Raw genomic sequence first — 12340 nt, 5'->3', positions numbered from 1 at the left:
CTGTCGCTGATTACGCTATCGCCAGCAAGCCGGCTCCTACGGAACTCGCATTACTCGTCCTTGAACTGGTCTTTGACGTACTTGATCTCGGTTCGGCCGTGTGGGGCGGGCAGGCCGTCTTCACCGAGGTTGACGAAGACCATCTTCTCCACCGTCAGGATGCTTTTGCGGGTGATCTTGTTGCGCACTTCGCAGGTCAGGGTGATCGAGGTGCGGCCGAACTCGGTGGCGGTAATGCCCAGTTCGATGATGTCGCCCTGGCGCGAGGCGCTGACGAAGTTGATTTCAGAAATGTACTTGGTCACCACGCGCTGATTGCCCAACTGGACGATGGCGTAGATCGCCGCTTCTTCGTCGATCCAGCGCAACAGACTGCCGCCGAACAGCGTGCCGTTGGGGTTGAGGTCTTCGGGTTTTACCCATTTGCGGGTGTGGAAATTCATATTCACTCCTGAGCGTCTTGCCGAATGATGGGTGCCATCATGGCAGAGCCCGGACTAGAGCTCTATTAAGCATCGTCTATGGTCACGATTACCGTTCGGACATTGACCGACAGAAACGCTTTGGAAGATCAGCATAGCCCGCTATAATCGCCCCCGTTTCAAAACGGTCATCTTCAGTTGATACCGTTTTCCCGCCACCTGTCCGAGGGGCGCTGCAGCAGGTTCAACCTGTCAGGCTCGGATGGGGCGTTGACTGGCCACGGCCAGACACTAAACGCACAACGGCGCCCATTCGCATACATTACGAATGGAGGCTCTTCATGAGCGCTGTTATCACGCCTGCAGATTTTAACGATTACAAAGTCGCCGACATGTCCCTGGCTGCCTGGGGCCGTCGCGAAACCATCATCGCTGAATCCGAAATGCCAGCCCTGATGGGTCTGCGCCGCAAGTACGTCGGTGAGCAGCCGCTCAAAGGCGCCAAGATTCTCGGCTGCATCCACATGACCATTCAGACTGCCGTGCTGATCGAAACCCTGGTTGCCCTGGGTGCCGAAGTTCGCTGGTCGTCCTGCAACATTTTCTCGACTCAGGATCAGGCCGCTGCTGCTATCGCCGCTGCCGGCATCCCGGTTTTCGCCTGGAAAGGCGAGACTGAAGAAGAGTACGAGTGGTGCCTGGAGCAAACCATCCTGAAAGATGGCGCGCCATGGGATGCCAACATGATCCTCGACGACGGCGGCGACCTGACCCAGCTGCTGCACGACAAGTACCCACAGGTTCTGGATCGCGTTCACGGCGTGACCGAAGAAACCACCACCGGCGTTCACCGCCTGCTGGACATGCTGGCCAAGGGCGAGCTGAAAATCCCGGCCATCAACGTCAACGACTCGGTGACCAAGAGCAAGAACGACAACAAGTACGGCTGCCGTCACAGCCTGAACGATGCGATCAAGCGTGGCACCGACCACCTGCTGTCCGGCAAGCAAGCGCTGGTCATCGGTTACGGCGACGTGGGCAAGGGCTCCGCTCAGTCCCTGCGTCAGGAAGGCATGATCGTTAAAGTCTCCGAAGTCGACCCGATCTGCGCCATGCAAGCCTGCATGGACGGTTTCGAACTGGTTTCGCCGTTCATCGACGGTATCAACACCGGTACCGAAGCAAGCATCGACAAAGCGCTGCTGGGCAAGATCGACCTGATCGTGACCACCACCGGTAACGTCAATGTTTGCGACGCGAACATGCTCAAAGCCCTGAAGAAGCGCGCTGTTGTCTGCAACATCGGCCACTTCGACAACGAAATCGACACCGCTTTCATGCGCAAGAACTGGGCATGGGAAGAAGTGAAGCCACAGGTTCACAAAATCCACCGTACCGGCCCTGGCGCATTCGATGCCCAGAACGACGACTACCTGATCCTGCTGGCCGAAGGCCGTCTGGTTAACCTGGGTAACGCCACTGGCCACCCAAGCCGCATCATGGACGGTTCGTTCGCCAACCAGGTTCTGGCGCAGATCTTCCTGTTCGGCCAGAAGTACGCCGACCTGTCGCCAGCCCAGAAAGCCGAGCGCCTGACTGTTGAAGTACTGCCGAAGAAACTCGACGAAGAAGTGGCCCTGGAAATGGTCCGCGGTTTCGGCGGCGTCGTGACTCAACTGACCAAGACCCAGGCCGACTACATCGGCGTGACTGTCGAAGGTCCGTTCAAGCCGCACGCTTACCGCTACTGATTCGCTGGCCGGCTGCGCGGTGTTCTGATGCACCGCGTCGCCTGCATCGCCAGCAAGCCGGCTCCTACAAGGGAGCGGTCGTATGTGAGTAACGTGTACGACGCAACCCTGTAGGAGCCGGCTTGCTGGCGATTGCGGACAAACCGGCCCCTCAGGCTTACGCGTTTCCAAGGATATGACCATGTCCCAAGACCGTCGCTACAGCTTCGAGTTCTTCCCTACGAAGACCGACGCTGGGCATGAAAAGCTGCTCGCCACTGCTCGTCAGCTGGCCACGTACAACCCCGATTTCTTCTCCTGCACCTATGGCGCTGGCGGTTCGACCCGTGATCGAACCCTCAACACCGTGTTGCAGCTCGAAAGCGAAGTCAAAGTCCCTGCCGCACCGCATCTGTCCTGCGTAGGCGACAGCAAGGACGACTTGCGCGGCCTGCTGGCGCAATACAAGGCCGCCGGCATCAAGCGCATCGTTGCCCTGCGCGGTGACCTGCCTTCGGGCATGGGCATGGCCAGCGGCGAAATGCGCCACGCCAACGACCTGGTCCAATTCATTCGTGAAGAGACCGGTGATCATTTCCACATCGAAGTCGCCGCCTACCCGGAAATGCATCCGCAAGCGCGCAATTTCGAAGACGATCTGACCAACTTCGTGCGCAAAGCCAACGCTGGCGCCGACAGCGCGATCACCCAGTACTTCTTCAACGCCGACAGCTACTTCTACTTCGTCGAGCGTGTACGGGCGATGGGCGTGAACATCCCGATCGTGCCGGGCATCATGCCGATCACCAACTACAGCAAGCTGGCGCGCTTCTCCGATGCCTGCGGTGCGGAAATCCCGCGCTGGATCCGCAAGCAACTGGAAGCCTACGGCGACGACACCCAGAGCATTCAAGGCTTTGGTGAGCAAGTCATCACCGAAATGTGCGAACGCCTGCTGCAAGGTGGTGCGCCAGGGCTGCACTTCTACACACTGAACCAGGCTGAAGCGAGTCTGGCGGTGTGGAACAACCTGAAGTTGCCGCGCTGATAAACGTTTAAAGCAAGATCAAAAGATCGCAGCCTTCGGCCACTCCTACATTCGGGCATGTTTAATCCCTGTAGGAGCGGTCGAAGGCTGCGATTTTTTGCTTTCTACGTACTTTTATTGTGATGCAACACACGGAGATAGAGCATCTGCAGTCGGTTTCTGGCTCTTTCCCGTTTCTCGTCGTAATCTCAAGCCCATGCCTTTGATCCCACAGTTAATTGCCGTGCTGGTTTTCACTTGCCTGAGCTTCGCCGCTCGGGGCGAGAAGCTACGCATTGTCACTGAACCGTGGGCGCCTTATGTCTACGAGGAAAATGGCAAATCACTGGGTCTGGACTACGAAACCACGGCCATCGTCTTCAAGCGCCTGGGGATCGAAGTCGAGTGGCAGTTCCTGCCGTGGAAACGCTGCCTGTCGATGCTTGAAACCGGCCAGGCCGATGGCGCGCTGGACATTTTTCACAGCGACGAGCGCGATGCGACCCTGCTCTACCCCAGCGAACCGCTCTCGGAAGTCCAGTTCGTGCTGTTCTATGCCAACGAACGCCCGCATCCGTTCAGCACCCTCGACGATCTGAAGGGCCTGACGATAGGCACCTCGCCGGGCTATCTGTACAGCCCGGACTTCCGTGAATCGACGCTGTTCACGCGCGAACCGGCGCCCACCCATGAAGCCAACTTCGGCAAACTGGTGCGCGGCAGGATCGACCTGCTGATCACCGACCGCCGGGTGGGCCAGCATTTGCTCGACGAATTGAATATCCGCGACCAGATCAGCGAAAACCCGACCGTCATCAGCCAGCAGAGCCAGTTTCTGGCAGTGCGCCGCAACGCGGGCATGGATTTGCTGGTGCAGCGCTTCGGCGCCGAGCTCAAACGATTCAAGCGCGAACCCGCGTACGCCGAACTGAGCGCCCGTTATGGTGCCGATCCGGCTACCAGCACGAAAACTGCCGGGGCCACCGCTGTCCGCGAAAAAACCGTTGAGCAGCAGGAAAGCGGCGCGCAGTGATTGCTCTGTTATACTCCGGCCTTCCCGCCAGGCTCACGCCCGGACGCTCGGACTTGTTCAAGGCATCTCGACCCCGCTACAGCGCAGCTTTTCAGCCCGCGCGAGCGCTCCAGACGAGCCTTCGAGGCCCAGCAGGACCGGACGGGATTGCGTCCTCTTAAACGCCATTCGCGCCAGGCAAGACTCCCATTGGGCCAAGCCCTAACTAAAACAGGATTACTCATGTCCTTTGCTTCCCTCGGTCTCTCCGAGGCTTTAGTCCGCGCCATCGAGGCAGCGGGCTATACCGAGCCTACTCCGGTGCAACAGCGGGCCATTCCCGCCGTGTTGCAAGGTCGCGACCTGATGGTTGCGGCTCAGACAGGTACTGGTAAAACCGGTGGCTTCGCCCTTCCGATCCTGGAGCGGTTGTTCCCTAACGGTCACCCGGACAAATCCCAGCGTCACGGCCCGCGCCAACCGCGCGTACTGGTCCTGACCCCTACCCGCGAACTCGCGGCTCAAGTACACGAGAGCTTCAAGGTCTATGCCCGTGACCTGAAGTTCGTCAGCGCCTGCATCTTCGGCGGCGTCGGCATGAACCCACAGGTTCAGGCCATGTCCCGTGGTGTTGACGTGCTGGTGGCCTGCCCTGGCCGCCTGCTCGACCTCGCCGGCCAAGGCAGCGTCGATTTGTCCCACGTGGAAATCCTCGTGCTGGACGAAGCCGACCGCATGCTCGACATGGGCTTTGTCCATGACGTGAAGAAGGTCCTGGCCCGCCTCCCGGCCAAGCGTCAGAACCTGCTGTTCTCGGCGACGTTCTCCAAGGACATCACCGACCTCGCCGGCAAGCTGCTGCACAACCCGGAACGCATCGAAGTGACGCCGCCGAACACCACGGTCGAGCGTATCGAGCAACGGGTTTTCCGCCTGCCAGCCAACCACAAGCGTTCGCTGCTGGCGCACCTGATCACCGCGGGCGCCTGGGAACAGGTGCTGGTGTTCACCCGCACCAAGCACGGCGCCAACCGCCTGGCCGAATACCTGGATAAACATGGCCTCAGCGCCGTCGCCATCCACGGTAACAAGAGCCAGAACGCGCGCACCAAAGCCCTGGCCGACTTCAAGGCCGGCGAAGTGCGCATCCTGGTCGCTACCGACATCGCCGCGCGCGGCCTCGACATCGACCAGTTGCCACACGTGGTCAACTTCGAACTGCCGAACGTCGACGAAGATTACGTGCACCGTATCGGCCGTACTGGCCGTGCCGGTCGTTCGGGCGAGGCGATCTCGCTGGTGGCTCCGGACGAAGAAAAACTGCTGAAAAGCATCGAACGCATGACCAAGCAGAAAATCGCCGACGGCGACCTGATGGGCTTCGATTCCAGCGCCGTGGAAGCCGAGAAACCGGAAGTGCGCGAGCGTCCGGACGTGCGTAACCCGCGCAACCCACGTGGCCCGCGCGGCGACGGTCCGAACGGCAGCGGCGGTGGCGGCGGTCGTAAAGACAAGGGCAAGGACAAGGGCGGCAAGGAAAAACCGGCGGCCAGCGGCCGTGGCGAGCGCCCGGCACGTGAGCAGAAGCCACGCGAAGGCACGCCTGCCCGCGAGCAACAGCGCCCGGCGCCACGCGCTGCCGCTGATCGCGCTCCGGACGAGTTCCTGGACGACGATATCGATAACTTCGGTAACCGCGTCGACTACGTGCCTCAAGCCAAACCGGCCCAGGGCCGTGGCCGCCGTCCGGGTGCTCCGGCACAAGGCACGGCCGCTGGCGCAGGTGCTCCACGCACCGGCGGCAAGCCTCAGGGTCGCCAAAGCGGTCCACGCAGCAGCGACGGCGCCACCACTGGCACGCCGCCAGCCAAGCGCAGCGGTCCACGCAACGGTGCACCTCGTGACGGTCAGGCCCGTCGCGAAGAAGGCCGCAACCGTCGCCCGGCACGTGACGAGCAGTCACGCTCGGAACCGGCTGTGCAAAACCCGCGTGGCCCGGCTCCGAAGATCATTCACAAGGAGTCGAAAACCGATCGTTTCCCGACACCTGAACAGCTTGATCAATTGCCAGGCCGTCCGCGCGGTGAAAAACCAGCGTTGCTGACTCGCAACCGCTGAGTTTTACCCAGCCATGAAAAATGCCCCTGATCTCACGATCCGGGGCATTTTTTTATGCCGGACAAAAACACTTTTTTGCGCCTGACAAAAAACCTGTAGGAGCCGGCTTGCTGGCTCCTACAGGGGATTTGTGGTGAGCGTGCATATTTTGGCAGGCAATAAAAAACGCCCCCGATCGTGAGATCGGGGGCGTTTTTGTGTCAGGCGCGAAAATTACTTCGCTTTGACACCTTCAAACGTCACGTACAGTTCAACCGCGTCGGACGCTGGGCCCAGGTCTTTCTGCTTGCCGAAATCGGAACGCTTGAGGTTGGTGGTGCCTTCGAAGCCGGCACGGTAGCCGCCCCATGGATCCTTGCCTTCACCCAGGAAAGTCGCCTTGACCACGACTGGCTTGGTCACGCCAGCAATGGTCAGATCACCCGCCACGTCCGCAGTGTCTTTGCCAGCGGCGTTTTTGCCGGTGGATTTGACGCTGGTGGAAACGAAGGTGGCTTTAGCGAATTTGCTCGCGTTCAGGAAATCACCGCTGGCGATGTGCTTGTCGCGTTCGGCGTTGTTGGTGAAGACGCTGGCGGTGTTCACATTGAACTCGATCTTGGCGTCTTCAGGCTTGGCAGCGTCGAAGCTGAACTTGCCGTCGATATCCTTGAAGGTACCGGTGATGAAGCTGTAGCCCAGGTGGCTGATCTTGAAGTCGACGAAGGCGTGCTGGCCTTCCTTGTCGACGACATAATCAGCTGCCATTACGTTACCGGCGGACAGCAGAGCGGAACCGATTGCCAGAGCGGCGAGGGTCTTTTTCAACATGCTTTCTATTCCTTTGGAGTCGAGGTTGAACTTCAGGCTTTGCGACCCAGCATTCGAGTAAGGGTCGCATCACGATCGATAAAGTGGTGCTTCAATGCTGCCAACGCATGGAGACCGGAAAAAATTACCAGCACCCATGCCAGATACAGATGAATCTCACCGGCGGTGTCTGCCTGGTCCGGTAGTCCGGAAACCAGTGCAGGAACTTCGAACAGGCCAAACACCGGAATCCCGACACCATCTGCGGTGGAAATCAGGTAACCGGCAATCATCACAGCAAACAGACCCAGGTACAGGAACGAATGGCCAAACTTCGCGCCGATGCGCGTCAGCCGGCCATAGCTTTCCAGTGCTGGCGGTGGTGGGCTGATAAAGCGCCACAGCACCCGTAGCACCATCACGGCCAGCAACACCAGGCCAATGCTCTTGTGCAGCTCCGGCGCATCTTTGCGCCAGGTGCTGTAGTAGTCGAGATCGACCATCCACAGGCCCAACGCAAATAGACCGAAGACCGCCAGCGCCACGCCCCAGTGCATGAAGATGCTGACCCAACCGTAGCGGGAAGAAGAGTTACGTAGCTGCATGCCCAAATCCTGTGAGAATTGCGACCAAGACTATCGAGTTATCTATCGAATTAAAGCGGAAAATTTCGCTTTGAAATATCGAGAAATACGATCAAGAGTCTGAAATCGGTGAGTTAAGGAAAGATTAAAGACCAATGTGTGAAAAAAAATGACGTCCAGATCAAGAACACCAATGCCATGAGATTTATTCAATTCTTTTCTTCAGGCATAAAAAAACGCGGCATGTGCGCCGCGTTTCTTTAATCCAGACGCTTACTGCGCTTTGGTATCAGCTACCGGGGTCGCAGCAGGTTTGGCTGCTGGTTTCTTCGCCGCTTCAGCTTTCTTTGCCGCCGGTTTCGCCGGGGCCTTTTTGGTTTCGGCCGCAGGCTTTTTCGCCGGTGCTTTGGCCGCAGCCTTCTTGGCCGGCTCGGCTTTCACCGGGGCGGCAGGTTTCGGCGCTTCAACTGGCGCAGGGACCGGGGCTGGTACCGGAGCCGGTGCCGGGGCTGGCGGTGTGACTGGCTCTGGCGCTTTCACGGGTTCCGGCTTCTTGTCGTCGTCCGAAGAACCACCGAACAGGTTGCTGAAGAAGTTGCCTTTCTTCGCCGCCACTGCGCCGGCTGCAGCAGCAGTCGCTGCCGGAACAACCTTCGCCGGTTCAAACGACTTGCCGGCCGCCAGGTCTTCAACCTGACCGGCTGCACGCTGACCGGTGCGCAACGCACCTTCCAGAGTGCCCGGGTACAAGGTGTCGGTGTGTTCGCCAGCGAACGCTACGCGTTGCAACGGACGTTCCCACAGGCGCCAGAACTTGCTGATCTGGCCCGGACCGAAGGCCAGGTAAGCGCCGCCCATCGAAGGGTCGGTGCTGTAGCGACGGATTTCATAACCGGTGAACGAACCGCGCGCCTGTGGATAAAACGTGTGCAAGCGAATCAGCACCTGATCGGCCATCTGCTTGTCGCCGAAGGCCTGCATCACCCGCGCGTTGTCGCCGGACAGGTTGATCACCACGTTGGCGCCACCCTTCAGCGCCGGCTCGACCCACAACATGCCCAGGCCGGTGTTGCTGTAGATCTCGCCGGACATGCGCGCCTTGCTTTCCCAGACCGGCGTCTTGAACTTCAGCATGATCTGGTCGCGCCAACCGTAGTTGGTGCCTTTGATCGCGCCCATGTGCTGGGCATCCAGCGCCGGGGTCATCACGATTTTGTTGAGGGCGCGCAACGGCACCGCGACCACGACGTAGTCAGCCTGATAGCCGACGCTGCCGACCTTGACGGTCACGCCGTCCTTGTCCTGGGTGATGGACGAAACCGGGGAACTGGTCTTGATGGTTTTCAGCTGTTTGACGAAGGCTTGTGCCAGCACCGGGCTACCGCCCAGCAGGCGCGAAGCGCGCAGGTCACGGTCGGACACGCCACGGTAAACCCGGCTCTGTTGTGCGTAGTACAGCAACGACAGGCGCGAAGGTTCGTCATAACGGGTACGGATTTGCTGATTGATCAATTGACGAGCCGTGGCTGGCAACGTCAAACGGTCGAGCCAGTTGGAGACGTTGATCTGGTCCAGGGCATGCAGCGCGCTGGTCGCTGCAGGGTTCAGCGGGTCTTCGATCGAGCGCGCCAGGTCGTCCAGGGTCTTCTCGTAACGCTTGAGCGCGTCAGCGGTGGCCGGCTCTTTGGTGGCCAGGTCAGCGGCGGTGTAATACACGCCGTCGATCAGGTAGCTCGGCGTGCGCACGAATTCAGGGGCCGGCGTGGTGCTCAGCTTGAAGGTCGATACGTACTTGTTCAAAACCGGCTGAGTCTTGTCGTTGCCGATCCATTCGCTGGTGGCCATGCCGGAACGACCGCCCAGGGTCGGCTTGGCTTCCAGCAGGGTGACCTGCCAGCCTTTGTTCTGCAGTTCGTACGCCGCCGTCAGGCCCGAGAGCCCGCCGCCAATCACGATCGCCGTTTTATCCTTGGCCAGCGCAGACACGCTGAACAGCCCCAACATCACCAGCGCACAGGCGCGCAGCCAACCAGCAGACATTCAGCGAACTCCGGAAATACACGTAGAAAAAATCGGTTTTGCGAGTCAGACGACTCAAAGAACCGCGAAGAATACGTTAGCCATCAAAGGGCCGCCAGCGACGTCTATCGCCCTATACAAAGTAGCTCATTCGACACAATGGGTTGTCCCGATGCCACGCATTGCATAGGCTTGCGCGATTGTATGTCCGCGCCTGTCGCGGACCGCCTCGAGGAGACTGGAAATGGGCCTGAATAATCAGTGGATGCAACGCGATCTCGCCGTGTTGTGGCATCCCTGCACCCAGATGAAAGACCACGAACAGCTGCCGCTGATCCCGATCAAGCGCGGTGAAGGCGTGTGGCTGGAAGACTTCGAAGGCAAACGCTACCTCGACGCCGTCAGCTCCTGGTGGGTCAACGTGTTCGGCCACGCCAACCCGCGCATCAACCAGCGCATCAAGGATCAGGTCGATCAGCTGGAACACGTGATCCTCGCCGGTTTCAGCCATCAGCCGGTGATCGAGTTGTCCGAGCGTCTGGTGAAGATGACGCCGGAGGGCCTGACCCGATGCTTCTACGCCGATAACGGCTCGTCCTGCATCGAAGTCGCGCTGAAAATGAGCTTTCACTACTGGCTCAACCGCGGCCAGCCGAACAAGAAGCGCTTCGTCACCCTGACCAACAGTTACCACGGCGAAACCATGGCGGCGATGTCGGTGGGCGATGTGCCGCTGTTCACGGAAACCTACAAGGCGTTGCTGCTGGACACCATCAAGGTGCCGAGCCCCGATTGTTACCTGCGCCCTGAAGGCATGGGCTGGGAAGAGCATTCGCGGAACATGTTCGCCGCGATGGAGCAGACCCTGGCCGAAAATCACGACACCGTTGCAGCGGTGATCGTCGAGCCGCTGATCCAGGGCGCCGGCGGCATGCGCATGTATCACCCGGTTTACCTGAAACTGCTGCGCGAAGCCTGCGACCGTTATGGCGTGCACCTGATCCACGACGAAATCGCCGTCGGCTTCGGCCGCACCGGAACGATGTTCGCCTGCGAACAGGCCGGCATCCGCCCGGACTTCCTTTGCTTGTCCAAAGCCCTGACCGGCGGTTACCTGCCGCTGGCGGCGTGCGTGACGACGGAAGATGTCTACAGCGCGTTCTACGACGACTACCCGACCTTGCGCGCGTTCCTGCATTCGCACAGCTACACCGGCAATCCGCTGGCATGCGCGGCGGCGTTGGCGACGCTGGATATCTTCGAAGAAGACAACGTGATCGAGAACAACAAGGTGCTGGCCCGGCGCATGGCCTCCTCCACCGCGCACCTGGCCGATCATCCGAACGTCTCGGAAGTGCGTCAGACCGGTATGGTGCTGGCCATCGAGATGGTCAAGGACAAGGCGACCAAGGAAGCTTATCCGTGGCAGGAACGTCGTGGCTTGAAGGTGTTCCAGCACGCGCTGGAGCGCGGTGCTTTACTTCGACCGCTGGGCAGTGTGGTGTATTTCCTGCCGCCGTACGTGATCACCCCGGAGCAGATCGACTTTCTGGCGGAAGTGGCCAGTGAAGGGATCGACATTGCGACGCGCAACAGTGTGAGCGTGTCGGTGCCGCAGGATTTCCACCCCGGTTTCCGTGATCCGGGTTGATTGATTTCACTCGATACTGTGGGTGTCTGGGCTGGCTTCATCGCCGGCAAGCCAGCTCCTACAGGTCCGATGTCGCATACAAAATTTGCGATATGCACAAATCCTTGTAGGAGCCGGCTTGCTGGCGATGGCGGCCTCAAGAACTACACATGAATTACAGAGAACCCGCATGAGACTGTCCCGCTTCTTTATCGACGCCCCCCTGAGCACTGGCGAGCACGAATTGCCCGAGGCCCAGGCCCATTACATCAGCCGCGTGCTGCGCATGGCCGAGGGTGATGCGTTGCAACTGTTCGACGGTTCGGGTCATGAGTTTCGCGCGAAGCTGGTCGAGGTCGGCAAGAAGCGCGTCGTGGTACAGATCGACGAAAGCTTCGCCGGGCAAATCGAATCGCCGCTGCAGATCCATCTCGGCCAGGGCCTGTCCCGTGGCGAGCGGATGGACTGGGCGATTCAGAAAGCCACCGAACTGGGCGTGTCCGAAATCACCCCGATCTTCAGCGACCGCTGTGAAGTCCGCTTGAAGGACGAGCGCGCCGACAAACGCCTGATGCACTGGCGCCAGGTGGCAATCAGCGCGTGCGAGCAATGCGGGCGTTCACGGGTACCGGTGATTCACCCGCCGATGTTGTTGGCGGACTGGTTGAAGCAGACTGAGGCGGAGTTGAAGCTGGTGCTGCATCCGGTGGCTGAGCCGTTGGTGAGTCATGCCAAACCTTCAAGTCTGGCATTCCTGATCGGTCCGGAGGGAGGTTTGTCCGATGCCGAAGTCGATCAGGCCAAGGCCAGCGGCTTCCAGGCCGCCCGCCTCGGCCCGCGGGTGTTGCGCACCGAGACTGCGCCAGTGGTTGCACTGGCGGTTGCCCAGCAACTTTGGGGTGATTTCTAGGCCGCCATCGCTAGCAGGCTAGCTCCCACATTGAATTTTGGGTGTTCACCAGTTTCATGTTCACTGGAGATTTCTGTGGGAGCTAGCCTGCTAGCGATT

At 59.8% G+C, this 12340-nt stretch carries 10 protein-coding genes and 1 riboswitch; of the genes, 6 read left to right on the top strand and 4 right to left on the bottom strand.

Features of this window, described 5'->3' with window-relative positions; genetic code table 11:
• Nucleotides 1-50 precede the first annotated feature (50 nt).
• The gene (locus IB254_RS05905; RefSeq protein ID WP_008033312.1) at nt 51-443 is read right to left on the bottom strand and encodes an acyl-CoA thioesterase; all 393 of its coding nucleotides are present in this window, start codon (nt 441-443) and stop codon (nt 51-53) included.
• 198 nt (nt 444-641) lie between these two features.
• Nucleotides 642-740, top strand: a riboswitch (S-adenosyl-L-homocysteine riboswitch).
• Between the two features lie 23 nt (nt 741-763).
• Here IB254_RS05905 and ahcY point away from each other — a divergent pair.
• The 4 genes from ahcY (at nt 764) to IB254_RS05885 (ending at nt 6309) form a co-directional block, all read left to right on the top strand.
• Entirely contained in the window at nt 764-2173 is a 1410-nt protein-coding gene (gene ahcY / locus IB254_RS05900) for an adenosylhomocysteinase (RefSeq protein WP_008045025.1), read from the top strand.
• Between the two features lie 181 nt (nt 2174-2354).
• On the top strand, nt 2355-3200 hold the full coding sequence (metF, locus tag IB254_RS05895; RefSeq protein ID WP_008045026.1) for a methylenetetrahydrofolate reductase [NAD(P)H]: 846 nt from the start codon (nt 2355-2357) through the stop codon (nt 3198-3200).
• Nucleotides 3201-3396: 196 nt separating this feature from the next.
• Nucleotides 3397-4212, top strand: a complete 816-nt coding sequence (locus IB254_RS05890; RefSeq protein WP_192416733.1) for a substrate-binding periplasmic protein — start codon at nt 3397-3399, stop codon at nt 4210-4212.
• A 222-nt stretch (nt 4213-4434) separates the two neighbouring features.
• Nucleotides 4435-6309, top strand: a complete 1875-nt coding sequence (locus tag IB254_RS05885; RefSeq protein WP_008045030.1) for a DEAD/DEAH box helicase — start codon at nt 4435-4437, stop codon at nt 6307-6309.
• Between the two features lie 213 nt (nt 6310-6522).
• Here IB254_RS05885 and IB254_RS05880 read toward each other — a convergent pair whose 3' ends face one another.
• The 3 genes from IB254_RS05880 to IB254_RS05870 all read right to left on the bottom strand — a co-directional run bounded on the left by IB254_RS05880 (nt 6523) and on the right by IB254_RS05870 (nt 9722).
• Nucleotides 6523-7119 (bottom strand): YceI family protein, encoded by a 597-nt coding sequence (locus IB254_RS05880; protein ID WP_008033318.1) that lies wholly within the window; start codon nt 7117-7119, stop codon nt 6523-6525.
• Between the two features lie 32 nt (nt 7120-7151).
• Nucleotides 7152-7703, bottom strand: coding sequence for a cytochrome b (locus IB254_RS05875; protein ID WP_192416732.1), 552 nt, complete (start codon nt 7701-7703; stop codon nt 7152-7154).
• Between the two features lie 252 nt (nt 7704-7955).
• Complete coding sequence (locus IB254_RS05870; RefSeq protein ID WP_192416731.1) at nt 7956-9722, bottom strand: flavin monoamine oxidase family protein; 1767 nt, start codon at nt 9720-9722, stop codon at nt 7956-7958.
• 223 nt (nt 9723-9945) lie between these two features.
• On the opposite strand from IB254_RS05870, the gene IB254_RS05865 reads away from it, so the two are divergent.
• A complete protein-coding gene (locus IB254_RS05865) occupies nt 9946-11352 on the top strand; it encodes an adenosylmethionine--8-amino-7-oxononanoate transaminase (protein ID WP_192416730.1) in 1407 nt (468 codons plus the stop codon).
• A gap of 169 nt (nt 11353-11521) precedes the next feature.
• Nucleotides 11522-12241, top strand: coding sequence for a 16S rRNA (uracil(1498)-N(3))-methyltransferase (locus IB254_RS05860; protein ID WP_192416729.1), 720 nt, complete (start codon nt 11522-11524; stop codon nt 12239-12241).
• Nucleotides 12242-12340 lie beyond the last annotated feature (99 nt).

Source organism: Pseudomonas sp. PDM03 (genome assembly GCF_014852385.1).
GTDB classification, from domain to species: Bacteria; Pseudomonadota; Gammaproteobacteria; order Pseudomonadales; family Pseudomonadaceae; genus Aquipseudomonas; species Aquipseudomonas migulae.
The sequence above is the reverse complement of the archived record's forward strand: the minus strand, read 5'-3'. Positions and strand labels throughout refer to the sequence as shown.

Excerpts from the sequence above, each read along its gene's own strand:
- IB254_RS05905 (WP_008033312.1), bottom strand. The coding sequence starts at position 443 with ATGAATTTCCACACCCGCAAATGGGTAAAACCCGAAGACCTCAACCCC.
- ahcY (WP_008045025.1), top strand. The coding sequence starts at position 764 with ATGAGCGCTGTTATCACGCCTGCAGATTTTAACGATTACAAAGTCGCC.
- metF (WP_008045026.1), top strand. The coding sequence starts at position 2,355 with ATGTCCCAAGACCGTCGCTACAGCTTCGAGTTCTTCCCTACGAAGACC.
- IB254_RS05890 (WP_192416733.1), top strand. The coding sequence starts at position 3,397 with ATGCCTTTGATCCCACAGTTAATTGCCGTGCTGGTTTTCACTTGCCTG.
- IB254_RS05885 (WP_008045030.1), top strand. The coding sequence starts at position 4,435 with ATGTCCTTTGCTTCCCTCGGTCTCTCCGAGGCTTTAGTCCGCGCCATC.
- IB254_RS05880 (WP_008033318.1), bottom strand. The coding sequence starts at position 7,119 with ATGTTGAAAAAGACCCTCGCCGCTCTGGCAATCGGTTCCGCTCTGCTG.
- IB254_RS05875 (WP_192416732.1), bottom strand. The coding sequence starts at position 7,703 with ATGCAGCTACGTAACTCTTCTTCCCGCTACGGTTGGGTCAGCATCTTC.
- IB254_RS05870 (WP_192416731.1), bottom strand. The coding sequence starts at position 9,722 with ATGTCTGCTGGTTGGCTGCGCGCCTGTGCGCTGGTGATGTTGGGGCTG.
- IB254_RS05865 (WP_192416730.1), top strand. The coding sequence starts at position 9,946 with ATGGGCCTGAATAATCAGTGGATGCAACGCGATCTCGCCGTGTTGTGG.
- IB254_RS05860 (WP_192416729.1), top strand. The coding sequence starts at position 11,522 with ATGAGACTGTCCCGCTTCTTTATCGACGCCCCCCTGAGCACTGGCGAG.